This is a genomic window from Streptomyces sp. E11-3, from assembly GCF_046540415.1.
Lineage (GTDB): Bacteria > Actinomycetota > Actinomycetes > Streptomycetales > Streptomycetaceae > Streptomyces.
The window spans coordinates 557,558-580,537 of the sequence record NZ_JAZGRL010000003.1 but is presented as its reverse complement, the minus strand read 5'-3'; the positions used below and the strand labels follow the sequence as shown (position 1 = coordinate 580,537).

At 71.4% G+C, this 22,980-nt stretch carries 17 protein-coding genes and 1 pseudogene; 5 read left to right on the top strand and 13 right to left on the bottom strand.

The genetic code is table 11. The features are described 5' to 3' along the window. Window positions 1–267: 267 nt before the first annotated feature. Together U9R90_RS32165 and ahcY are read right to left on the bottom strand one after the other, a co-directional pair. Complete coding sequence (locus tag U9R90_RS32165) at window positions 268–912, bottom strand: hypothetical protein (protein ID WP_411060553.1); 645 nt, start codon at window positions 910–912, stop codon at window positions 268–270. 103 nt (window positions 913–1,015) lie between these two features. Continuing rightward, complete coding sequence (ahcY, locus tag U9R90_RS32160; protein WP_411060551.1) at window positions 1,016–2,473, bottom strand: adenosylhomocysteinase; 1,458 nt, start codon at window positions 2,471–2,473, stop codon at window positions 1,016–1,018. A gap of 369 nt (window positions 2,474–2,842) precedes the next feature. Between ahcY and U9R90_RS32155 the strand changes: the two genes are divergently transcribed. Continuing rightward, window positions 2,843–4,915, top strand: coding sequence for a fructose-specific PTS transporter subunit EIIC (locus U9R90_RS32155; RefSeq protein WP_411060549.1), 2,073 nt, complete (start codon window positions 2,843–2,845; stop codon window positions 4,913–4,915). Between the two features lie 118 nt (window positions 4,916–5,033). Here the strand turns inward: U9R90_RS32155 and U9R90_RS32150 are convergent, their stop codons facing one another. From U9R90_RS32150 to U9R90_RS32125, 6 genes are all read right to left on the bottom strand, one after another. Beyond that, on the bottom strand, window positions 5,034–6,011 hold the full coding sequence (locus tag U9R90_RS32150; protein ID WP_411060547.1) for a cation diffusion facilitator family transporter: 978 nt from the start codon (window positions 6,009–6,011) through the stop codon (window positions 5,034–5,036). Window positions 6,012–6,130: 119 nt separating this feature from the next. Further along, window positions 6,131–7,282 carry a mannose-6-phosphate isomerase, class I gene (manA, locus tag U9R90_RS32145; protein ID WP_411060545.1) on the bottom strand — a complete coding sequence of 384 codons (1,152 nt, stop codon included), beginning with the start codon at window positions 7,280–7,282 and terminating at the stop codon, window positions 6,131–6,133. Window positions 7,283–7,433: 151 nt separating this feature from the next. Next, window positions 7,434–8,579: an SIS domain-containing protein gene (locus tag U9R90_RS32140; protein WP_411060543.1), complete on the bottom strand. Its 1,146-nt coding sequence runs from the start codon at window positions 8,577–8,579 to the stop codon at window positions 7,434–7,436. A gap of 56 nt (window positions 8,580–8,635) precedes the next feature. Continuing rightward, the gene (locus U9R90_RS32135) at window positions 8,636–8,806 is read right to left on the bottom strand and encodes a Trm112 family protein (protein ID WP_411060541.1); all 171 of its coding nucleotides are present in this window, start codon (window positions 8,804–8,806) and stop codon (window positions 8,636–8,638) included. 674 nt (window positions 8,807–9,480) lie between these two features. Continuing rightward, window positions 9,481–10,848, bottom strand: a complete 1,368-nt coding sequence (locus tag U9R90_RS32130; protein WP_411060539.1) for a phosphomannomutase/phosphoglucomutase — start codon at window positions 10,846–10,848, stop codon at window positions 9,481–9,483. A gap of 94 nt (window positions 10,849–10,942) precedes the next feature. Beyond that, window positions 10,943–11,368, bottom strand: coding sequence for a DUF3499 domain-containing protein (locus U9R90_RS32125; RefSeq protein WP_411060537.1), 426 nt, complete (start codon window positions 11,366–11,368; stop codon window positions 10,943–10,945). A 264-nt stretch (window positions 11,369–11,632) separates the two neighbouring features. Here U9R90_RS32125 and U9R90_RS32120 point away from each other — a divergent pair, with 264 nt between their 5' ends. Beyond that, window positions 11,633–12,097: a metallopeptidase family protein gene (locus U9R90_RS32120; RefSeq protein ID WP_411060994.1), complete on the top strand. Its 465-nt coding sequence runs from the start codon at window positions 11,633–11,635 to the stop codon at window positions 12,095–12,097. Between the two features lie 49 nt (window positions 12,098–12,146). Here the strand turns inward: U9R90_RS32120 and U9R90_RS32115 are convergent, their stop codons facing one another. The 3 genes from U9R90_RS32115 to U9R90_RS32105 form a co-directional block, all read right to left on the bottom strand. Further along, entirely contained in the window at window positions 12,147–13,727 is a 1,581-nt protein-coding gene (locus U9R90_RS32115; protein ID WP_411060535.1) for a DUF5719 family protein, read from the bottom strand. Beyond that, window positions 13,724–17,398: a glycosyltransferase gene (locus U9R90_RS32110; RefSeq protein ID WP_411060533.1), complete on the bottom strand. Its 3,675-nt coding sequence runs from the start codon at window positions 17,396–17,398 to the stop codon at window positions 13,724–13,726. Before U9R90_RS32110 ends, U9R90_RS32115 begins: the two co-directional genes overlap by 4 nt. A 162-nt stretch (window positions 17,399–17,560) precedes the next feature. Further along, window positions 17,561–17,824, bottom strand: a complete 264-nt coding sequence (locus U9R90_RS32105; protein ID WP_156726895.1) for a WhiB family transcriptional regulator — start codon at window positions 17,822–17,824, stop codon at window positions 17,561–17,563. A gap of 672 nt (window positions 17,825–18,496) precedes the next feature. Between U9R90_RS32105 and U9R90_RS32100 the strand changes: the two genes are divergently transcribed. From U9R90_RS32100 to U9R90_RS32090, 3 genes are read left to right on the top strand one after another with little or no spacing between them, the layout of a single operon-like run. Beyond that, on the top strand, window positions 18,497–19,009 hold the full coding sequence (locus tag U9R90_RS32100; RefSeq protein WP_411060531.1) for a cysteine dioxygenase: 513 nt from the start codon (window positions 18,497–18,499) through the stop codon (window positions 19,007–19,009). Between the two features lie 12 nt (window positions 19,010–19,021). After that, the gene (cofD, locus tag U9R90_RS32095; RefSeq protein ID WP_411060529.1) at window positions 19,022–19,978 is read left to right on the top strand and encodes a 2-phospho-L-lactate transferase; all 957 of its coding nucleotides are present in this window, start codon (window positions 19,022–19,024) and stop codon (window positions 19,976–19,978) included. Beyond that, the gene (locus U9R90_RS32090) at window positions 19,975–21,285 is read left to right on the top strand and encodes a coenzyme F420-0:L-glutamate ligase (protein ID WP_411060528.1); all 1,311 of its coding nucleotides are present in this window, start codon (window positions 19,975–19,977) and stop codon (window positions 21,283–21,285) included. Before cofD ends, U9R90_RS32090 begins: the two co-directional genes overlap by 4 nt. A 469-nt stretch (window positions 21,286–21,754) precedes the next feature. On the opposite strand, the gene U9R90_RS32085 is transcribed toward U9R90_RS32090, so the two are convergent. Together U9R90_RS32085 and U9R90_RS32080 are read right to left on the bottom strand one after the other, a co-directional pair. Further along, a complete protein-coding gene (locus U9R90_RS32085) occupies window positions 21,755–22,717 on the bottom strand; it encodes a DNA-3-methyladenine glycosylase family protein (protein ID WP_411060527.1) in 963 nt (320 codons plus the stop codon). A 67-nt stretch (window positions 22,718–22,784) separates the two neighbouring features. After that, a pseudogene (locus U9R90_RS32080) lies at window positions 22,785–22,980 on the bottom strand (NDP-sugar synthase); the annotation flags it as partial.

Sequence of the window (22,980 nt, the reverse complement as noted above, 5' to 3'; positions counted from 1 at the left end):
CCGGGAGCGGGGGCGGTTCCGGGAGCTGCCGCGGGGACGGGTTCCGGAGCGCGGGCCGGGGCTCAGGCCGCGGAGACGGCCGGGGGCACAGGCACTGAGGAGCCGGTGCGGGCGACGGGGTTTGTACAGCCGTCCGGTGAGCCGGTGCGGCCGTCCTATCGGTCGGCTCCCGAGCAGGCGGCGCGGCCTGCCGCGGATGGGGCGAGTAGGCCGCCGACGACGGGCTTCGTGCCACCGGCGTAGGTACGGGCGGCGGGCGGCTTCAGGTCAGGGGAAGACCGAGGGCGGGGACTCGAGGTGCTCCAGTTCGATGCCCGGCGCGGCAAGAACCACGTCTCCGGCGATGTGGATGGTGTCCCGTTCTCCGGTGTCCAGGGCTGTGACCTGGTATTCGTCCACGGTCAGCAGGCCGTTGTCAGTGGCGTGTGCTTCGCTTTTCAGCAGGGCCCAGGACTGGTCGAGGGTGCGCGGGGCGAGGACCGGGTCGGTGAAGCGGACCAGGCGTACGCGAGTGGCGGGGGTGCCGGGGGTGAGGCGTAGGAGTCGGGCGATGGCGATCAGGAAGGCGGGGGACGTGCCGGTGAACGCGTGGGCAGGGACATTGCCCTCGGTGGCGTGCTCGCCGGTGGGGTCGGTGCGTACCCAGGTGACGCCTTCGAGAGCGGCGCCGCGTACCTGCCAGCTCGCGGCGTGGAGTTCGAGGCGGATGGGGCGGCCGAGTTCGTCGATGGCCAGGTCGACGGAGCCCGCGACCGTGCTCTCGCCGGGGACGCCCCCGGACTCCCTGCCTGAGGGGGTGGTGATCTGCGAGATATAGCGCCAGCCGGAAGGGCCGGGGGCGCAGTGGAAGTGTTCCTCACCGAGGGGGGTGTGATCGTGCGGGTCGTGGAGCGAGTAGCGGCCGCGGGGCATGAGAATCGGGTCCTTCACGGGGGCAGGCCCCCGCCACGGGGGCGAGGGCCTGCGTGCTGCCGATGGAGCGTCTGCGCCGATGGGGCGTGTGCGCTGCTGCCGGTCAGTAGCGGTAGTGGTCGGGCTTGTACGGGCCCTCCACCTTCACGCCGATGTAGTCGGCCTGCTCCGGGCGGAGCTCGGTCAGCTTCACACCCAGCGCGTCCAGGTGGAGACGGGCGACCTTCTCGTCCAGGTGCTTGGGCAGCACGTAGACGTCGGTCGGGTACTCCTGCGGCTTGGTGAACAGCTCGATCTGGGCCAGGGTCTGGTCCGCGAACGAGTTGGACATCACGAACGACGGGTGGCCCGTGGCGTTGCCCAGGTTCAGCAGGCGGCCCTCGGACAGGACGATCAGGACCTTGCCGTCGGCAAACGTCCAGGTGTGGACCTGCGGCTTGACCTCGTCCTTGACGATGCCGGGGGTGGCGGCGAGACCGGCCATGTCGATCTCGTTGTCGAAGTGACCGATGTTCCCGACGATCGCCTGGTGCTTCATCTTGGCCATGTCCGCGGCCATGATGATGTCCTTGTTGCCCGTGGTCGTGATGAAGATGTCCGCCTTGTCGACCACCTCGTCGAGCGTGGTGACCTGGTAGCCGTCCATCGCCGCCTGCAGCGCGCAGATCGGGTCGACCTCGGTGACGATCACTCGGGCGCCCTGGCCGCGCAGCGACTCCGCGCAGCCCTTGCCCACGTCGCCGTAGCCGCAGACGACCGCGGTCTTGCCGCCCATCAGGACGTCCGTGGCGCGGTTGATGCCGTCGATCAGCGAGTGGCGGCAGCCGTACTTGTTGTCGAACTTCGACTTCGTCACCGCGTCGTTCACGTTGATCGCGGGGAAGAGGAGCTGGCCGTCACGGTGCATCTCGTAGAGGCGGTGGACACCCGTCGTGGTCTCCTCCGTCACGCCGCGGATCTCCGAGGCGAGCTTGGTCCACTTCTGCGAGCCCTCGGTGATGGTGTCGTTGAGGAGCTGCAGGATGACGCGGTGCTCGTCGGACTCGGCGGTGTCCACGGACGGGACCTTGCCGGCCTTCTCGTACTCGACGCCCTTGTGGACCAGGAGGGTGGCGTCGCCGCCGTCGTCCAGGATCATGTTCGGGCCGCCGGTGGGGGTGTTCGGCCAGGTCAGAGCATGCTCCGTGCACCACCAGTACTCCTCCAGGGTCTCGCCCTTCCAGGCGAAGACCGGGATGCCCTGGGGGTTCTCCGGGGTGCCGTTCGGGCCGACCGCGATGGCGGCGGCCGCGTGGTCCTGGGTGGAGAAGATGTTGCAGGACGCCCAGCGGACCTCGGCGCCGAGCGCGGCCAGGGTCTCGATGAGGACGGCCGTCTGCACCGTCATATGCAGCGAACCGGTGATCCGGGCGCCGGCCAGCGGCTGCGCCTCGGCGTACTCACGCCGGATCGACATCAGGCCGGGCATCTCGTGCTCGGCGAGCGTGATCTCCTTGCGGCCGAACGCGGCAAGGGAAAGGTCGGCGACCTTGAAGTCCTGTCGGCTGTCGACAGTGGTCATACGAGCTGCTCCTCGTGGTGGGTCGAGGTCGGGCATGGCTGATCTGCGGTGGCGGGCACACGAATGCCCGGGCACTCGGAACAGTCCGTCGGAGGCCCTCTCTCCCTCGGACGGCCCGCATCATGGGCCGCCCGACCGCCATCAGCAGCGACGTCTGGCTCTGGTCACGAATCTACACCGATCGGCCCAGCGCGTCCCAGTCCCCCTCCGGCCGCGCCCCTCTGAGCCGAACGTGTCCGGGCCGCTCCAACTGGGGCTTCCTGGAGTTCTTGGCGAGGGGTATCTGCTGCAGGATGCCTGGGGAGAGGATGCCGGGAGATCGGAGCGCAGGCGGCACGGTCTGGGCTACAGAGGCGTTAGGAGATCCACGTGACGAGTCCGGGTGACCCCGCAGCCGGTGCGGGTGCTGGTGGGCGGCGGAGGAAGTTGGTCGCGGTGACCGCTTGCCCGACGGGTATCGCGCACACGTATATGGCGGCGGAGAAGCTGCAGCAGGCCGCGGACGACCTCGGCATCGACATGAAGGTGGAGACGCAAGGTTCGATCGGGGCCGAGAACGTGCTCTCTGACAACGATGTCAGAGAGGCGGGCGGGGTCATCATCGCCGCCGACAAGGAGGTCGACCTCGAGCGGTTCGCCGGTAAGAGGGTGCTCAGTGTCGGGGTCGCGGAGGGCATCCACCATCCGGAGCAGCTGATCGAGCGGGTGGCGGCCGCGCCGATGGCCTCGGGCGGCGGTGCGGCTCCCCCGGGTGGTGCCGCGAGTGCCGGTGCGGGCGGCGGCAAGGAGCGGAGCCTCACGTACAAGGCGCTGATGAACGGCGTCTCGTACATGATTCCGTTCGTGGTTGTCGGCGGTCTGCTGATCGCGATTTCGCTGTCCCTGGGCGGGCACACCGACCCCGAGGGCGGCCTGGTCATCCCGGACGGGTCGTTCTGGATGCGCGTCAACCAGATCGGTGTCATCGGCTTCACGTTGATGATCCCGATCCTGTCCGGCTATATCGCGTACGCGATCGGGGACCGTCCGGCGCTGGTGCCGGGCATGATCGGCGGCTGGATCGCCAATGACGGCTCGTTGTACGACTCGGAGGCGGGCGCGGGGTTCATCGGCGCCATCGTGACCGGCTTCCTGGCCGGTTATCTGGTGCTGTGGATCAAGAAGGTGAAGGTCCCCAAGTTCGCCCAGCCGATCATGCCGATCATCGTGATCCCGATCGTCGCGACGTCCGCGCTGGGGCTGTTCTTCATCTACGTGATCGGGAAACCCATCGCCTGGGTCTTCGAGCACCTCACTGACTGGCTGAGCGGGATGACCGCGTCGAGCGCGATCGTCCTGGGCGCGATTCTCGGGCTGATGATCGCGTTCGACATGGGTGGCCCGGTCAACAAGACGGCGTTCCTGTTCGGTGCGGGGCTGATCGCGACCGGCAACCAGACGGTGATGGGGATGTGCGCGGCGGCGATTCCGGTGATGCCGCTCGGCCAGGGTCTGGCCACGCTGATCCGTAGGCGGCTCTACTCGCAGCAGGAGCGGGAGACCGGCCTGGCGGCGCTGTTCATGGGCTTCTTCGGTATCTCCGAAGGTGCCATTCCGTTCGCCGCGGCGCGGCCCGCGCAGGTGATCCCGGCGAACATGCTGGGCGGTGCGGTGGCCGGTGCGATCGCGGGGGTGGCCGGGGTGGAGGACGCGGTGCCGCACGGTGGTCCGATCGTGGCGGTGCTGGGTGCGGTCGGCGGGGTGGCGCTGTTCTTCGTCGCCATCGCGATCGGTGCCGTGGTGACCGCGCTCGCGACGGTCTCGCTGGTGGACATCAGCGAGCGCAGGCGCCGCGGGGAGTCCGCGCTACGGGGTGGCGAGCCCGAACCGGCGCTCGTCGGGGCCGTCGAGGCCGAAGGCGCGGGCACGGCAGGCGGCCGGGCCACCCGGCAGGTCGCCGTCGAGGCACCTGCGACCACGGCGGCCACCGGCGAGGACACCCGGGCCGAGGTCCTCTCCGGCTACCTCACCGACCGGACCGTCAAGGTCCAGCTGGATGCCGAGGACAAGGAGTTCGCGATCCGCGAGATGGCGGCCCTGCTGGCGGCCACCGGCAACGTCACGGACCCCGAGGAACTGGTGCGTACGGCGCTGCGGCGCGAGGCCCAGGGCACCACGGGTCTCGGCGAAGAGATCGCGATCCCGCACGCCAAGACCGATGCGGTGACCGCGCCGACGGTGGGCTTCGCCCGCTCGGCCGACGGCATCGAATGGGGCGCCCTGGACGGCACGAAGGCCAAGCTGATCTTCATGATCGCGGTGCCCGATGCGGCGGCGGGCGACGAGCATCTGCGGATTCTGGCCCTGCTGTCCCGGAAGCTGATGGACGCCGGGTTCCGGGAGCGGCTGATGGCGGCGCCGGACGAGCCGTCGATCATCGAGGTGCTGCGCGAGATCCAGTAGTCGGCTGCTGGCCAGGACGAGCCGGGGGCCCGTACCGCAGCGGTACGGGCCCCCGATCACGTACGCGGTGACGTACGCGGTGACGTACGCGGTGACGTACGAGACGTACGTGAAGTGGTCAGTGACCGGCGTCCGGAACCGGCCCGCCGGGTGACGCGGCCGGGTCGGCGCCCGAGGCGGCGGCCGCCGCGCTGTAGACATCCGGCTCCAGGTAGATGACGCGGGCGATCGGGACCGCGGCGCGGATGCGCTCCTCTGCGGCGTCGATCGCGGCGGCCACCTCGGCGGCCGTGTCGTCGTGCCGTACCGCGATCTTGGCGGCGACCAGCAGCTCCTCCGGGCCCAGGTGGAGCGTGCGCATGTGGATGACACTGGTGACGGTGTCACCGTCCACGGCCGCGGCCTCGATCTTCTCGACCTCGGCGGTGCCCGCGGCCTCGCCGAGCAGCAGGGACTTGGTCTCGGCGGCCAGGACGATCGCGATCAGGATGAGCAGGATGCCGATGCAGAGGGTGCCGATGCCGTCCCAGACGCCGTTGCCGGTGGCCAGGGCCATGCAGACGCCGCCGAGAGCCAGGACCAGACCGACGAGCGCGCCGAGGTCCTCAAGCAGGACGACCGGCAGCTCGGGGGACTTGGAGTGGCGGATGAAGTCCTTCCAGGACTTCTTGCCGCGGATGGCGTTCGACTCCTTGATGGCCATCCGGAAGGAGAAGGACTCGGCGATGATCGCGAACACCAGGACGCCGACCGGCCAGTACCAGTGCTCCAGCTCATGCGGGTCCTTGATCTTCTCGTAGCCCTCGTAGAGGGCGAACATGCCGCCGACCGAGAAGAGCACGATCGAGACCAGGAAGGCGTAGATGTAGCGCTCGCGGCCGTAGCCGAAGGGGTGTTGCGGGGTGGCCTCGCGCTGCGCCTTCTTGCCGCCGAGCAGCAGCAGGCCCTGGTTGCCGGAGTCGGCGACCGAGTGCACGCTCTCGGCGAGCATCGACGACGAGCCGCTGAAGAGGAAGGCCACGAACTTCGCTACCGCGATCGCGAGGTTGGCGGCGAGTGCCGCCACGATCGCCTTGGTTCCGCCTGACGCGCTCATCTGTGCCGAATGTCCTTTCGTACGCCACTTACGTCACGTACCGCGTGTACGTGCGCGACCTGCCGCGCCCATGCCAGGCGCGGCGGGTCATTGTTGCAGGAGTGGCGGGCGGCGAAATGTCAGGCGACCACGGTGGCGCGGAAGACGGTGCCGCTGCCGGAGAGTTCGGTCCGCTCGCCGGCCGGGACGAACACCGACTGGCCTGGCGCGAGTTCGCACTCGCCCGCGCGTACCGTACCCGCCGTGCAGAGCAGGACCTGAGGCGTACGGGCGGTCAGGTCGCGCGGTGCGGAGCCTTCGGCCAGCACTGTGCGGGAGATCCGGAACTCGTCGATGGGGGTGTCGTAGACCTCTTCGCCGTCCGCGTCCGCCTCGGGGCGCAGCACGCCGGGGTCGGTCGGCTCGAAGCGGACGACGCGCAGGAGTTCGGGGACGTCCACGTGCTTGGGGGTGAGGCCGCAGCGCAGGACGTTGTCGGAGTTGGCCATGATCTCGACGCCCATGCCCTGGATGTAGGCGTGCGGCACGCCGGCGCCGAGGTAGAGCGCCTCGCCGGGCTGCAGTTGGACGTGGTTGAGCAGCATCGCGGCGATGACGCCCGGGTCGCCGGGGAAGTGGTGGGCGAGCACGGCGAAGGGGGCGTACGCGCCGCCCAGGCGCTCGGCAGCGGCGGCGGCCTCGGTGACGGTGGCGGCCATCTCGTCGTGGTCCGCGCTCAGTACGGCGGTGAGGATCTCGCGCAGGGCGGCGTCCTCGGGGTGCGCGTGCAGCAGGTCGACGTACGGCTTGAGGGAGTCGACGTCGAGTCCCTCGAGCAGCCGTGCCGCGTCGGCGGGGGCGCGGAAGCCGCAGAGGCCGTCGAAGGGGGTGAGCGCGCAGATCAGTTCGGGCTTGTGGTTGGCGTCCTTGTAGTTGCGGTGCGGGGCGTCGATGGGGACGCCGCGGCGCTCCTCGTCCTCGTATCCCTCCTTCGCCTGGGCGAGGTTGGGGTGGACCTGGAGGGAGAGCGGGGCGCCGGCCGCGAGGATCTTGAACAGGAAGGGCAGCCGCGGGCCGAACTTGGCGACGGACTCCGGGCCCAGTTCCCGCTCGGGGTCGGCCGCGATCACCTCGTTCAGCGGACCGCGTTCACTGCGCGAGGGCGCGCCCGGGTGTGCGCCCATCCACATCTCGGCCTGCGGCTCACCGGTCGGTTCGACGCCGAGCAGCTCGGGGATGGCAGTGGTCGAACCCCAGGCGTAGGGGCGGATGGTGTTGGTGAGGCGATCCATGGGAGCTCTTTCACTCAGGTTTGCCTGGCGATGTGCACGCCGACCAGCCCGGCTGACCTGCTTGTCCGGCAGGGGGTCCGGGGGCCACGCGGCGGAGCCGCACAGGTCAACGCCTCCGGGAAGATGCAGCACGAAGGGCTGGCGGCATGGGTCATGATCGGCCCATGGAAGCAAGCGCCAGGTAAACGGCGGCGAAATCCGTGACGGCGATCATCTCCGCGAGTGTCTCGAGTTCGCTGCCCTCTTCGGGTTCGAGCTCACTGATCGCGGTGCCGTGGCTGAGGGCCAGTTCGCGGGCGGCGGGTGCCGCGCTGAGGCCGCCGGCGGGGCGGTCGCGCAGCAGGACGGCGCGGGCGCGCAGCGCTTGGGCCTCGTCGACGCGGTCGCGGAAGAAGTCCTCGGGGTCGGCACCGGCCGCGAGGGAGCCGACCAGGAGTGCGCCGTGGGCGGGCAGCGCCTCGGGGAGTTCCGCGGCGAGCGCGGGGCGGCCGGCGAGCTCGGCGATCAAGGCGGCGAAGCGGCGTCCTGTGGGGCCGGCGGCGGGGCCCTCGGTCCAGATCAGCGGGAGGGCCTCGTCGAGCTCGGCGGCGAGTGTCTTGGCCGGGTTGCTGTACGTCGCTATGGCGGGGCCGCAGCGCTCGGCCGTGTGGTCGAGGCGGTCGGCGACCTTCTCCAGGGTGTCGGGGTCGGCGGTGACCAGGCCGGTCCTGTCGAGGAGCATCAGCAGCGGGGTGAGCAGGGCCCACAGGGCGTCCAGGCCGGCTCCGGAGGCCTCGTCGTACTCGTCCTGGGCTTCCTCGTACGGCGCGGTGGCCATCGGGACCGTCAGTCCGTGGCTGCCGCTGACCGCCTCGGCCAGCGGCGAGCGGGCCGGGGCCACGGCGGCGACGGTGCAGCCGCGTCGGTAGGCCTGGTCGGCGAGCAGTGCGAGGCCGGGTTCGGTGCCGTCCGGGGTGGCGATCAGGAGCAGGTCCACGGGGCCTGCCCAGCCGGGCAGCGCCCAGCGCAGGGCACCGGCCGCGGGGGCGACTCCGGTGGGGTGCAGTCGGGTGACCTGGCATCCCGCACCGGCGAGCGTGCTGAGCAGGTCGGCTACGCCGGTGGCGGCGGTGCCGGGTCCCGCGAGGATGACAGCGCGGGGGCGGCCGTCCGGTCTGAGGTCGGTGATGCCTGCCTCGGCCGCGTGCCGGACAGCGGTACGCACCCGGGCGCCGGCCTCCGCGGCGCCGCGGAGCAGCCCGCGGCGGTCGGAACGGGCGAGCGCGTCGGGGGCGTCGAGCAGCGAGTCGTCGAGCACGGGGGTCAATCTCCGATCGCCGTTATCGGGTGTGCCGGTGGTGTGCCGGGGGTGCCTTACGCGGGGCGGCGGGCCTCGTCGACGAGCAGTACGGGGATGCCGTCCTTGACCGGGTAGGCCAGTCCGCAGTCCTGCCCGGTGCAGACCAGCTCGCTGTCCGCCTCCTTGAGGGGGGCGTGGCAGGCCGGGCAGGCGAGGATCTCCAGAAGGCCGGCTTCGAGCGGCATGGGGTGGGTCCTTTCGAACGGCGAATCCGTGCGGGTGCGGGCGGATTCAACGGAATGCAGCCTGGTCAGCGTACCGCCGTGTGGGGTGCGGCGCCGGGGTACGGGGCCGGNTCGAGCGGCGGGGGGACCGGGCCGGACCTGGTTGGACGGTGGTCTGAGCACGGCTGGGCGCTGACGCGCCTGGTCGGACGCGGTTGGACGGTGGTCTGAGCACGGCCGGGCGGGATGGGGCAGGTGGCCGGGCGCCGCGGGGCAGGTGGCCGGGGGGTCGGTGGCCGGGCAGGGCGGCCAGACCTCGGCTGAACGATCGCCGGACGGCGGTCGCGCTCTCGCGGACCACGGTAGGGCTGGTCAGGCGGCGATGGGACACGGTCGCACGGCGGGCGGAGCAACGGTGGACGGAGCAACGGCGGGCGATGCCAGGAACGTGGTCGGACAGCGCGCGGGCCTCGACCGGACCACGACCAGCCCACGGTCGGACAACCGCCGGGTTGGGGCCGGGCAGCGTCCGGCAGTGACCGGACGCACCCGGTTCGCCCTCGGTCGGTGGCCGGACGGCGACCCCGGGCGTGGCCACACCACGGCCGGCGTCACCCGACCACCGCCGGTCCGTGGCCGGACCGCCCGCCGTCGAACGGGAGCCGACGGACGGGCGGACCACGGACGGGCCGCTGCTAGTCGCGGACGAGAGCCAGGACCTCGTCGCGGACCTGGGTCATCTTGGAGGCTTCGCGGGCCTCGACGTTCAGGCGGAGGAGGGGCTCGGTGTTGGAGGGGCGGAGGTTGAACCACCAGTCGGAGCCCGCCACCGTCAGGCCGTCGAGCTCGTCGATGGTGACGCCGTCCTGGTTCTCGTACGTGGCCTTCACCGCGGCCGTGCGGCCCCGCTGGTCGGCCACCGTGGAGTTGATCTCGCCGGAGCCCGCGTACCGGTCGTACTGCGCGACCAACTCCGACAGCGGGCCGTCCTGGCCGCCGAGGGCCGCCAGGACGTGCAGGGCGGCCAGCATGCCCGTGTCCGCGTTCCAGAAGTCCTTGAAGTAGTAGTGCGCCGAGTGCTCGCCGCCGAAGATCGCGCCCGACTTCGCCATCTCCTCCTTGATGAAGGAGTGGCCCACACGGGTGCGTACCGGAGTGCCACCGTGCTCTCGGACGACCTCCGGAACGGACCAGGACGTGATCAGGTTGTGGATCACGGTGCCCGCGCCGCCGTTCCTGGCCAGTTCGCGGGCGGCGACCAGGGCGGTGATCGCGGACGGTGAGACGCCCTCGCCGCGCTCGTCGACGACGAAGCAGCGGTCCGCGTCCCCGTCGAAGGCGATACCGAGGTCGGCGCCCTCCTCGCGGACCCGCTTCTGCAGGTCGACGATGTTCGCCGGGTCCAGGGGGTTGGCCTCGTGGTTGGGGAAGGTGCCGTCCAGCTCGAAGTACATCGGGATCAGTTCGAGCGGCAGCCCCGCGAAGACGGTCGGCACGGTGTGGCCGCCCATGCCGTTGCCCGCGTCCACGACGACCTTGAGCGGGCGGATCGAGGCGAGGTCGACCAGGGACTTCAGGTGTGCCGAGTAGTCCTGGAGCGTGTCCCGTTCGGTCATCTCGCCCTGGGGGCGGGCGCTCGGCGGGACGCCGTCCGCGAGCCACTGCTCGACCAACTCGCGGATCTGGGCGAGTCCGGTGTCCTGGCCGACGGGGGCGGCACCGGCCCGGCACATCTTGATGCCGTTGTACTGCGCGGGGTTGTGCGAGGCGGTGAACATCGCACCGGGCAGGTCGAGCGCGCCGGACGCGTAGTAGAGCTGGTCCGTCGAGCAGAGGCCGATGAGCGTCGCGTCCGCGCCACGCGACATCGCGCCCTTGGCGAAGCGCGACGCCAGCTCGGGCGACGAGGGGCGCATGTCATGTCCCACCACGACCGCGTCCGCGCCGGTGACCTCGGCGAAGGCCGCGCCGAAGAGCTCGGCGAGCCGGTCGTCCAACTGATCCGGGTACACCCCTCGCACGTCGTACGCCTTCACGATCTGCGACAAATCAGCCACGGCCAACCCTCTCCCCAAGTCCTGTGCAGTGGGTCAAAACTACCCGCCCCGGCTGACAGCGGTTCCGGGAGCCGTGCTCAGGCGGTCGCGGGACCAGTGGTCAGGCGTCGGGAGAGCGCAGTACGCGCAGGTGGCCGCGGCGCGCGACCTCCATCGGGTCCGCCGCCCGGGGGCCGTCCCCAGCGGCCTCCGCGGCGCGCTGCTGAGGCCTGGCCGCCTCGCGCACGGCGTTGGCGAGCGCCTCCAGGTCGTCGCCGCTGGGGCGGGTGGGGCCGGCGCCGTCGGTGAGGCGGACGACCTCCCAGCCGCGCGGCGCCGTCAGGCGCTCGGAGTGCTCGGCGCACAGGTCGTAACAGTGGGGTTCGGCGTAGGTCGCGAGCGGGCCGAGAACCGCGGTCGAGTCGGCGTAGACGTACGTCAGCGTCGCGACGGCGGGACGGCCGCAAGCGGTGCGCGAACAGCGACGTACAGGGCTCACGATGTTGGACGGTACCGCACTCTTGAGCGGGCCGCGACGACTCTCCACGAGGTCACTCCACCGTGTCGTGGCGTGAATTGTCCCGTAGGGGCGGCTGAGGGCGCGGGGCTGACCTGCGCAGACCTCAAGGGACACAAGGGTCACTGATGTTGAATCCGGTCACCACTTGGCAAAAATGCCGTCATTTGCCATGCGGGCGGCGGTCCTGGAGCCATCGGCAACCGAGCCGAAGCTTGGCTGGAACGGTCAGGAAGCGACAGGCCTTGTGCCATAAGAAGAAGCGGTTGTGCGGAGGACTACGCTTCGTCAGTGATGGACAAACCCGTATCGCCCCGCTCCGCCGACCCCAGGCCCCGCCGCCGCGACCGCCACGGCAGGGGCATGCGCGGCCCCGTGGCTCCCCCGCAGGTACCGCTCTCGGCGAGCCGGTCCGAGGTGTTCATGGATCTGGTGCAGGACGCGGTGGAGCGCATCGAGCGGCGGGTGCCGCAGCTCGCCGACATCGAGTTCCTGGTGCTCGACGTGCCGCGCCTGGACCGCCCGTCCGACACGGCCGACGCGGCCGACAGCTGGGGCGATTCCGTACCGCTGGGCGGCACGATCGCCGCGCGTGAGGGCAAGCCCGCGCGCGTGGTCGTCTACCGGCGGCCGGTGGAGATCCGTACCAAGAACCGCGAGGAGCGCGCGATCCTTGTCCACGAGGTCGTCGTGGAACAGGTCGCCGAACTGCTCGGCCTGTCCCCTGAGTCGATCGATCCGCGGTACGGCGAGGACTGAACGACGAGGCCTGTACGGAGCCGACGTCGGCGGTCAGCCTGTCAGTCAGTCAGTTCCCCAGCACCGAGAGATCCTGCTTCGCCTCGGGTACCCCGACCGTTCCCCGGTCGTCCCGCAGCGTCTGCACGGTGAACATCGGCACACCGTCCTCCCCGTCCTCCGGCAGTTCGAGGGTGCGCGACGCGTGGACCGTGCCGGACAGCTGCTCCACCGTGAGCGCGTAGGTCCCCTTGAGGCCGTCCGGTACGAGGGGCTCGATCTCGCGGGTCGTACCGCCCTTGACCTCGTACGTCTTGGTCACCGACGAGCCGCCTTCGCTGCCGGCCGACGCGGTGACCCGCACCTTCGCGGTCTTGTCCGGGGCGACCAGGGCCAGCGTGGAGCCCTTGGCGCGGTTGTCCGCCACCGTCGCCCGGTCTCCCACGGGACCCGAGGCCGGGATGAACGCCACCTCGCGCTTGGCGCCCTTGCCTCGGGTGACCCGCAGTGCCGCCACCACGGGCGACTCCTTGTCGACGGGCGTGAGCAGCAGCGAACCGGCCTCACCCTTCGTGACATCGCCCAGGTCGACCGCGGCCGTCATGCCTCGCTTGACGTGCAGGGTCTCGTTGCCCGCCGGGGTGATCGCGCCGTTCGGACCGGCCAGGGACACCTTCAGGTCGGCGTCGTCGTCGCCGGGTGCGAAGGCCACCAGGCGTACTTCGGTGGCGTCCTTCGGGATGCCGGGCAGGACGACGGTGGCGGCGGGTTCGGCGGACGCGGGCAGCCAGTCGGCGCCCAGCTTGTCGTCCGATGCCTGTACGGAGGCGCCGACGCGGCCGGAGCGTGCGGTGACGTGGGCGGTCAGGTTCGTGACCGCCTTCTCCGATTCGGCCCCGCTGTCCTCAACGTCCGCCGCGTCGTCGCTGTCCTTGTCGTCGTCGCCTTGCGCCTCCTCGACGTCCGCGCTGTCCGTCAGCGTGGACAGCAGGACCGAGACGCTGGACCGGGGTGGGATCTGAATGCCCTCGCCGGTCTCGGACTTGATGGCGCCTTCGGGCCCGTGCAGCTCGATGTCGGCGACGGCCGCTGAGTCGTCGGGGTTGGTCAAGTGGACATAGTCGCTGCGGTCCTTGGCGGTGCTGGCACCCGGGAACCAGAACTCCGTGCCGGGCGTTGAGCAGGTGACGCCCAGCAGTCCGCGACCGCCGCCCGCCGTGATCTGCGTGGTCTGCTGGACCGTCCAGCCGGGGGCGAGCGCACCCTCGGCCGTACCGATGAGCGCGGGGGCTTCGGCGCTGGAGACCTCGCCGGTCACGGGCTTTCCGGGCGCCTTCGACTCAAGGACAGACTCAGACTTTTCGAACTCGACGGACTTATCGGACTTACCTGAGACCGCGCCTTGGAGTTCGGCCGAGCCCTGGCCTTCGGACGCGCCGGAGGTCTTGGGCGTGAAGGAGGTGTATGCCGTTTCCGCGAGTTCCGACGTGCTCGGCGCCGGGCAGAGCAGGCTCGAGCGCTCGACAGGCCGCTGAGCCGCCGCCTTCGCGCCGCCGTCCTGGGTGTCGTCCGGCGCGGTGAGCGCGGCGAAACCGGTGACGGAGGCGAGCGCGGCGCCCGCCGCGATCAGCGAGAGGGTGGTGCGGTTCACTGCTGGCTCCCGTCGGGGCGCTCACGGTAGGGGTCGTAGGTCTGCGGCTCGTAGGCCTGCGGTTCGTACGACTGAGGCTCGTAGGACTGGTCGACTGGTTGCTGCTGCCCGTACGACTGACCGTCGTAGGCGTACGGGTCGTACTGGCCAGCCTGATAGGGGTCAGCCTGGCGCGGATCGGCCTGGTACGGATCGGCCTGGTACGGCTGGTCGTACGAGCCTGGCGGGTACTGCGCGCCATCGCCCTGGTACTGCTGCTGTGGGTACGCCGTGGGGTCAGCGCCCGCGTACGCGTTCGTGTCCCACTGGTCGTATGACTGCTGGGGCACCACCGCCGGTGCCTCCCGCGGCGGTGCGGGCGGCTCCTGCGGCAGCGGCGGGGCGTCCTGCTCGCTCTGGGCCCGCAGCCTGCGCGCCCGGCGCCCCTCCCCGGCCACCGGCTGGGCCGGTACCGCGGTCTCCACCTCCGGCAGGTCGTCGTCGACGGTGCGCCGACGCCCGGGCAGCGCGAGCACGACCAGGACGACGGCGAGGGCGCCCTGCGCCCACAGCCAACCGGTGTGGGTACCCGACGCCTTGAAGGCGACGTCCAAGCGCCCACCGGAAGAGGGGAGTTCGAAGCCCTGGGCCCAGCCGTCCAGCGTGGTCGCGGTCAGCGGCCTGCCGTCCAGCGTCGCCGTCCAGCCGTCCGCAGCCGAGTCGGCGATGCGGAGCACCCGGCCGTCCTGGCCTGCTTCGATCTTGGTGTGGATCTCCACGGGACCGGCCGGAACGGGCTGCGGCGCACCGGACTTGGGCACGATGGTCGCCCGTGCCACCTCCCGGTCGACGCGCCACAGTGCGCTGCCGTCCTGCTGGCTGAGCCGGGTGAGGCCGGGCGTGCTGTCCAGTACGCGGCTCATGGCGCGCGGCGCTCCGTCGCGTACGAGGACGTAGCGCACCGCGAACGGGGCGAGTTGGTCGGCCTGGTCGGCGCCGGAGCCCGCGACGAGGTGGGCCACGGCCTTGTCGAGTCGGCCGTTGGCGCCGCCCGCCGCGGTCAGTTCGGCGTCGCCGAGCCGGGCGCCGGAGCCGCGTACCAGGGTGTACGAGACGTCGGACGCGGTGTCGCCGCCGAGTACCAGGGTGCGGGCCTGGTCCCGGTTGTCCGCCTCCACCGCGACGAACGCCGGGACCTGCACCGGGTCGCGGCGCTGAAGCGGGTCGTCGGCGCCGCGGATCATCCATCCCGCGGCGGCGAGCAGCGGCCCGGCCGCGGCGGCCAGCGCGATCAGCGCCGCCACCGGCTGCCGCCAGCCGAAGTTCTCCTCGGCGACCCGGGAGCGGGCCCCGTCGGCGCCGAGTACGGCGGCGGCGAGGAGGGCGATGCCGTAGACGAGGGTCGCGGGCCCGGCCCAGCCGGAGTTGTTGGCGAGCACGGCGACGACGAGTGAGGTGAGCGCGACGGTCCAGGCGCTGCGGATCGCCAGTTGCCGCTCCTGGCGCAGCAGCGCGGCGAGTGCCGCCAGTACGACACCGAGCAGCAGCAGTCCACTGACGGCACCGGGGCCGCCAGGGCTGATGCCGAGCAGGTCGAGCGGTTCGGCGGCACCCTTGCCGTACTCCAGGCCCGTGGCGCGGAAGAAGTCGAACGGCAGCAGCGAGAGCGACCAGGGGGCGAGGATCAGCAGCGGGGTGCCGACGGCCGCGAGGAACCGCGGCCCGTAGCCGACCAGGTCGTGGCGGCGCAGGACCAGCAGCGCGACGCCCAGGACCAGCGCGATCGGCCAGACGCTCGGAGTGAAGGCCGTCGCGATAGTGAGCAGCAGTGCGTACGTCCAGGTGGCGCGCCAGCTTCCGCGCGCGCCCGCCGCGTCAGGGGCGGCGGCTGAGCCGGCGTCGAGACCGGCTGCGGCGATCCCGGCGCGCGCGATCAGGGGCAGCAGTATCGCCAGTACGGCGGTGCCGATCCGGCCGCCGGCGAGCGCTCCGGTGGCGGCCGGCAGGAAGGCGTACGCGACGGACGCCCAGGCCCGCAGCAGCCGCGAGGTGACCAGTGGCCGGGAGGCGAAGTACGCCGCCGCCCCGGCCAGCGGCACCGAGCAGACAAGGAGCACGGTGACCGCGAGCCCGGTGGAGCCGAAGAGCAGGGTGGCCAGCGCGGCGATCAGGGCGAGATAGGGCGGCGCCGCCTGGGTGTTGCCCGTGCCGACCGCATGCCAGCCGTCCAGATAGCGCGCCCACAGCTCGGCCGGGTCGGCGGGCGCGGGCAGCAGGGCGCCGCCGGTGAGCGCGCCGCCGCCGATCAGCGAGCGGCAGGCGACCAGCGAGACGAGCAGCAGGGCGGCGAACAGCACCGGACCCGGCTTGCGCGCGAGCCGCTTGGCCCGCGCGAACTGCTCGATCTCCAGATAGTCGGCGTCGTCGCCGCCCGGCCCCGACTCGACGGCGCCGTGCCGCCCGGCCGAGGCGCTCTCGGTGTCCGCCCGGCCGCCCAGGTTGGAGGCGACCTGCTCGACGGTGACCCGGACGGTCGCGCCGGGCGGCGGGAAGAGCGGACGCAGCTCGGAGGCCTCGACGGCGCCCGCGCCGCGACGGCGTCTGGCGCTCATGATCCGGCCGGGCCGCAGCAGCGTGGCGAAGAGTCCGGTGATCTCGTCCAGCGCCTGTCCTGGCGCCTTGCCGACGAGATACGCGAGGGTGCGCAGCACAGTGCCGAGCGTCAGCCGGAGCAGCACCCAGGGGAGTACGGCCGGGCGCGCGTTGACCAGCAGGGTGTAGACGGCGCCCGCCTTGTCCACTCGGTGCGGGCTCGCGGCCGTACGGCCTACGCAGTCCACCGTGCGGCGCTCGCGGGCGGACGCCTCGGCGTGTCGCAGGACGGCGTCCGGTGCGACGAGCACCTGGTGTCCCGCGGCGTGCGCGCGCCAGCACAGGTCGACGTCGTCACGCATCAGGGGCAGCCTGCGGTCGAAGCCGCCCAGCTCCTCGTAGACGTCGCGGCGGATCAGCATGCCCGCCGTCGAGACGGACAGCACGGGGCGCGGCTGGTCGTGCTGGCCCTGGTCCTGTTCGCGGCGGTCGATGCCGGTCCAGCGGCGGCCGCTGTTGGCGATGGACACGCCGACCTCAAGCAGTTGGCGGCGGTCGTACCAGCCGCGCAGCTTGGGTCCGACGATGGCGACCTCGCGCCCCGCATCCTGCTCGGCCTCGACGCGGCGCAGCAGCTCGGCGAGTGCGCCGGGCTCGGGCGCGCAGTCGTCGTGCAGCAGCCAGAGCCACTGCACGGGCTCGCCGTACGGCAGGTCGGGGAGGTCGTACGCCTCGTCGCGCCAGGTCCTGCTGACCGGGTCCCAGCCGCTCGGCCGCTTCAGATAGGGCAGCTCTTCGGGGGTGAGGATTCCGGCCGTACGGGCCGCCTCGTCCACGGCGGTGCCGAATCCGGTGCGCCTGGCGAGGTGCAGTACGCGCTCCGCGCCGAGTGCTTCGGTGACGAGCGCGGCGGAGTCGTCGGCGCTGCCGGTGTCGGCGGCGATGGCGTTCTGCACGGGGCGTTCCTGGCCGAGCAGGCCGGCGAGCGCGTCGGGCAGCCAGCGGGCACCGTCGTGCGAGACGAGTACGGCGGTGACGACGTGCCGGGGGAACTCGGGTGCGGCGCCATCTGCGGCCGCCGAGTGGCTGTGGACGGACATCGAGGTACGGGCCCCGGTTCGGTGGTCGTGGTGGACTCCCGTGCCCTGCGGAGGCACTGGGGTCTTGGTCGGGGCCCCACACTAACGGCTGACAACACAGCGGTCCGCTGCCTGTGGATAACCCACGGGCGGCGGACCGTTCGGCTCGGGGGAAGCTCTCAGTCAGACTGCGGCCTTCTTCAGTCGGCGGCGCTCACGTTCCGACAGGCCGCCCCAGATTCCGAACCGCTCGTCGTTGGCCAACGCGTATTCCAGGCATTCGGAGCGGACCTCGCAGGCGAGACAGACCTTCTTGGCCTCGCGCGTCGAGCCGCCTTTCTCGGGGAAGAAGGACTCGGGGTCGGTCTGGGCGCAGAGCGCGCGCTCCTGCCAGCCGATCTCGTCTTCCGCGTCCTCGACCAGCAGTTGTTCGAACAGCTCGGTCATGTGCGCCCCTCGTCTGTCTGTGCAGTCCCCGTGATGCTGTCGTTACCGATTTCGGCTGAACGACACGAGTGAAATTACAAGTGTGCCGATCCGGGCCAGTCAAGCCGAGATCTGCTATTGGGTCCCTTATTCACTCTGCGGAACCAAGGGTTTGCGGAAAGTGTTCAAATCGTCCTAAACCGTGACACTTAACGCTGACCCCTCCGTACGTCCTGCCGATAACAGGAAGGACGGCTTGGGCTTTGATCTCGTTGCGCCTGGCGCACCAAAGCGAGCCTGATCACAGTCCGATCACAAGACCGCAACGGCGTTTACGCGCCCGGATGCAGCCCCACTTGTCCCGCGCGCCCAATGCACAAACCTTTCACCGCACAGAACAACCGGATACGGTGAAACATATCTCGCAATGCGGACATCAGGTTGACACTGGACGTATGAGCCGGTCTCCTAGTGGGCATGCTCGCGACCCCAGCGCCCTCCCGGACCCACGCCAGTGGTCCGCGCCGCGCTGCCCGCACAAGCTGTCTGAGCTGTTGCTGTCCCAGCTGTTGAGCCGTACCCCGCTCCAGCCGCACCCCGCCCGCCCGTAACCCGGGCGATGCCACTCCCGCCCGCGACCCGGGCGACTGCTCCGCGACACCCCAGCACCCACTGCCGAGGAACCACCGCACGATGAACAGCGACAGCGACCTGCAGATCGCCGGCGACCTCTTCGAGGTCCCGCACCTCCTGAAGGCCCCCCGCGAGCACCCCGCCACCGTGGCCGAGTTCGTCGGCCTGGCCCGCTCCATCGCCGCCGACCGCACCGAGTGGCAGCACCTCGTCGAGTACGACGCCACCAGCCGCTGGTACCACCGGCTGCGCACCGGTCCCGGCTACGAGGTCTGGCTGCTCAGCTGGGTTCCCGGACAGGGCAGCGACCGGCACGACCACGGTCCCTCATCCGGCGTACTGACCGTCCTGGACGGCGAGTTGACCGAACACGCCACCGGACGCACCGCACCCGTCACCCGCAGACTCGGCAGCGGATCCCAGCGAGTGTTCGCCCCCGGCTACGTACACGAAGTGGTCAACGAGACCCTCGAACCCGCCGTGAGCCTGCATATCTACTTCCCCGGCCTGACCGAGATGCCGATGCACTCCGCCCAGTGCTCCCCGGCGACCCGCACTGTCACTGTCGCCTGACAGACTGCGTCCATGCGCATTGTTGTTCTGGCCGGTGGCATCGGTGGTGCCCGTTTCCTTCGCGGTCTCAAGGCAGCCGCGCCCGACGCTGATATCACCGTCATCGGCAACACCGGTGACGACATCCATCTGTTCGGCCTCAAGGTCTGTCCTGACCTCGACACCGTGATGTACACGCTCGGCGGCGGCATCAACGAAGAGCAGGGCTGGGGCCGTGGCGAGGAGACCTTCCAGGTCAAGGGCGAACTCGCCGCCTATGGCGTGGGACCCGAGTGGTTCGGCCTCGGCGACCGGGACTTCGCGACCCACATCGTGCGGACGCAGATGCTGGCCGCGGGCTACCCGCTGAGCGCGGTCACCGACGCCCTGTGCGACCGCTGGCAGCCCGGCGTACGCCTCATCCCCATGTCCGACGACCGCATCGAGACCCACGTCGCCGTCGAGTTGGAGGGCGAGCGCAAGGCCGTGCACTTCCAGGAGTACTGGGTGCGGCTGCGGGCCTCCGTGGACGCGCTCGCCGTGGTGCCGGTCGGCGCGGAACAGGCGAAGCCCGCGCCCGGCGTCCTGGAAGCCATCGCCGAAGCCGACGTCGTCCTCTTCCCGCCCTCCAACCCGGTGGTCAGCGTGGGGACCATCCTCGCCGTGCCGGGCATCCGCGAGGCCATCGCCGATGCCGGGGTGCCGGTCGTCGGCCTCTCGCCCATCGTCGGGGACGCACCCGTACGAGGGATGGCCGACAAGGTACTCGCCGCGGTCGGCGTGGAGTCGACCGCGGCCGCCGTCGCGGAGCACTACGGCTCCGGCCTCCTCGACGGCTGGCTGGTCGACACGGTCGACGCCGCCACCGTGGAGCGCGTCGAGTCAGCGGGCATCCGCTGCCGCTCCGTGCCGTTGCTGATGACCGACGTGGACGCCGCCGCCGCGATGGCCCGCGAGGCCCTCGCGCTCGCCGACGAGGTACGGGCATGACCCCGCCCGCCGGGTACCGCGTCTGGGCGGTGCCCGGCATCCCCGAGGTCAGAGAAGGCGACGACCTGGCCAAGCTGATCGCCGCCGCCGAGCCCTCGCTCGCCGACGGCGACCTCGTCCTCGTCACCTCGAAGATCGTCTCCAAGGCCGAGGGGCGGGTGCTCGCCGCGACGGACCGCGAGGCGGCCATCGACGCCGAGACCGTACGCGTGGTCGCACGCCGCGGGGCGCTGCGCATCGTCGAGAACCGCCAGGGCCTGGTGATGGCGGCCGCGGGCGTGGACGCCTCCAACACCCCGTCCGGCACGGTCCTGTTGCTCCCCTCGGACCCCGACGCCTCGGCCCGGGCCATCCGGGACGGGCTGCGGGACACGCTCGGCGTACGGGTCGGGGTCGTCGTGACCGACACCTTCGGGCGGCCCTGGCGGACCGGGCTCACCGATGTCGCCATCGGGGCCAGCGGCGTACGGGTCCTGGACGACCTGCGCGGTGGCGTCGACGCGCACGGCAATCCACTCAGCGCCACCGTCGTCGCCACGGCCGACGAACTCGCCGCCGCGGGTGACCTCGTCAAGGGCAAGGCCGAGGGCCTCCCGGTGGCCGTGGTCCGCGGGCTGCCGCATGCCGTGGCCTCCGCCGAGGAGGACGACGACGGGGCACGGCCACTCGTACGGACCGCCGCGGACGACATGTTCCGCCTCGGTACGTCGGAGGCCGTACGGGAGGCCATGACGCAGCGGCGTACGGTGCGGGCCTTCCTGGACGAGCCGGTCGACCCCGGCGCCGTGCGGCGGGCGGTCGACGCGGCTCTCACCGCGCCGGCGCCGCACCACACGACGCCCTGGCGCTTCGTCCTGCTGGAGTCCGCGGCCTCGCGGATCCGGCTGCTCGACGCGATGCGGGACGCGTGGGTCGCGGATCTGCGGCGGGACGGCAAGTCCGAGGAATCCATCGCGCGGCGGGTACGGCGCGGGGACGTCCTGCGCAACGCGCCCTATCTGGTGGTGCCTTGTCTGGTGACGGACGGGTCGCACACGTACGGGGACGTGCGGCGGGACGCGGCGGAGCGGGAGATGTTCGTCGTCGCGGCGGGCGCGGGGATTCAGAACTTCCTGGTGGCGCTTGCCGGGGAGCGGCTGGGGTCCGCGTGGATCTCGTCCACGATGTTCTGCCGTGACGTGGTCCGTACGGTGCTGGACCTGCCGTCCGGGTGGGACCCGATGGGGGCGGTCGCGGTGGGCCGCGCGGCGGGTCCACCGGGGCCGCGCCCTGCGCGGCCCTCGGCCGCGTTCATCGAGGTCCGGTAAGGCACTCCGCCTCGGGGTGCGGCGGGCGTGCGTTCACGGTGCGCCGTGGCGGGGTGAGGGTGCCCCTCGGGCTTGTACGGACCATGCCCCGTGGCGAGGGGAGAGTGTTGCCCTCCGGGCTTGGTGAAACGGGTACCCCGTAGCGAGGGGTTGTGCCCAGTGTTGCCCTCCGGGCTTGGTGAAACGGGTACCCCGTAGCGAGGGGTTGTGCCCACCCGTGCCCTCCGGGCTTGGTGAAACGGGTACCCCGTAGCGAGGGGTTGTGCCCACCCGTTCCGCCCTGCGGAACGATTGCCGGTACCCCGTAGCGAGGGGTTGTGCCCACCCGTTCCGCCCTGCGGAACGATTGCCCACAACCCGTAGCGAGGGGTTGTGCCCACCCGTTCCGCCCTGCGGAACGATTGCCCACAACGGTCAGACGCCATGCCACGTGAGGGGCAACGAACAACAGCGCGCACGCACTCGCGTCTCAGAGGTGGGCGATGTCTGTCTTTGGCATCTTTGGGGTGCGGCGTGGCGGAGTGCGTCCGGAGAGCAGGATCAGGCGGGCGGCCCGGTGGCGTTGCCCCTCGTACGGCTTCAGCAGGTCGAGCATCGTCGCGTCGTCGGCGTCCCGGACGCCGGTGAGCGCGTAGCCGACGATCCCCGGCAGGTGGAGATCGCCGACCGTCACCTCGTCGGGCGCGCCATGGCTGCGCTGGACCGTTTCCGCCGAGGTCCACGGCCCGATGCCGGGGACCAGTTCCAGACGGGTCCGGGCCTCGGGCGGCGGCATCGCGGCCGCCTCCTCCAGACGGCCCGCCACCCGCACAGCGCGCAGGATCGTCGAGGCCCGTTTGTTGTCGACACCCGCACGGTGCCACTCCCAGGAGGGGATCAGCCGCCAGGTACCGGGCTCCGGCATGGCGTACATGCCGGAGGGCGCAGGACCCGGCGCCGGTGAGCCGTACTTGCGAACCAGCAGCCGCCACGCCCGGTACGCCTCGTCCGTGGTGACCTTCTGCTCCAGGATCGACGGAATCAGGGATTCCAGGACCAGGCCGGTACGAGTGAGCCGCAGTCCGGGCCGACGCCGCAACGTCGCCGCCACCAGGCGGTGGCGGGGCTCGAACACCTCGGGCGAGTCCGACTCGCCCAGCAGGTGCGGAAGCCGGTGCAGCAGCCAGTCAGCGCCCGGGCCCCAGGCCGCACCCCGCGCCCCGCCGCCGCACGACGACGCGGTCACCCGCAGCGTGCCGGGCCCGTCAGGCGTACGGCTGACCCGCCACACCGCCCCGTCCCCGGTGATCCGGAACGTCGGGTCGGCAGGCCCCCGGCGCAGCGGCCCCAGGACCAGGCGAAGGTCCAGGGGGCCTGGCGCACGCCAGTCACGGGTGGGGGTGAAGCGACCTGCCACGGGTCCGGGTCCTCGGGAGAGAGTCGGGAGTACCACCGAGTCGGGAGTACCACCCGAGAGTAGGCGAGACCCGCCGACTGGTCCGACGAGAACCAGATACTGCCTACTGGTCCGACGAGAACCGGATACTCCCCGCCGGCAACACGGCGTCACACCACACCCGAGTCCCCTCCCGGAGCTCGTTGTCCGCGCCCACCGTCGCTCCGTCCCCCACGACCACACCGGACAGCACCGTACGAGCCCCCACCCGCGCCCCCGCCCCGATCAGCGAGTCCGTGACGACGGCGCCCGGTTCCACC

Excerpts from the sequence above, each read along its gene's own strand:
- U9R90_RS32165 (WP_411060553.1), bottom strand. The coding sequence starts at position 912 with ATGCCCCGCGGCCGCTACTCGCTCCACGACCCGCACGATCACACCCCC.
- ahcY (WP_411060551.1), bottom strand. The coding sequence starts at position 2,473 with ATGACCACTGTCGACAGCCGACAGGACTTCAAGGTCGCCGACCTTTCC.
- U9R90_RS32150 (WP_411060547.1), bottom strand. The coding sequence starts at position 6,011 with ATGAGCGCGTCAGGCGGAACCAAGGCGATCGTGGCGGCACTCGCCGCC.
- manA (WP_411060545.1), bottom strand. The coding sequence starts at position 7,282 with ATGGATCGCCTCACCAACACCATCCGCCCCTACGCCTGGGGTTCGACC.
- U9R90_RS32135 (WP_411060541.1), bottom strand. The coding sequence starts at position 8,806 with ATGCCGCTCGAAGCCGGCCTTCTGGAGATCCTCGCCTGCCCGGCCTGC.
- U9R90_RS32120 (WP_411060994.1), top strand. The coding sequence starts at position 11,633 with ATGGACAAACCCGTATCGCCCCGCTCCGCCGACCCCAGGCCCCGCCGC.
- U9R90_RS32110 (WP_411060533.1), bottom strand. The coding sequence starts at position 17,398 with ATGTCCGTCCACAGCCACTCGGCGGCCGCAGATGGCGCCGCACCCGAG.
- U9R90_RS32105 (WP_156726895.1), bottom strand. The coding sequence starts at position 17,824 with ATGACCGAGCTGTTCGAACAACTGCTGGTCGAGGACGCGGAAGACGAG.
- U9R90_RS32100 (WP_411060531.1), top strand. The coding sequence starts at position 18,497 with ATGAACAGCGACAGCGACCTGCAGATCGCCGGCGACCTCTTCGAGGTC.
- cofD (WP_411060529.1), top strand. The coding sequence starts at position 19,022 with ATGCGCATTGTTGTTCTGGCCGGTGGCATCGGTGGTGCCCGTTTCCTT.
- U9R90_RS32090 (WP_411060528.1), top strand. The coding sequence starts at position 19,975 with ATGACCCCGCCCGCCGGGTACCGCGTCTGGGCGGTGCCCGGCATCCCC.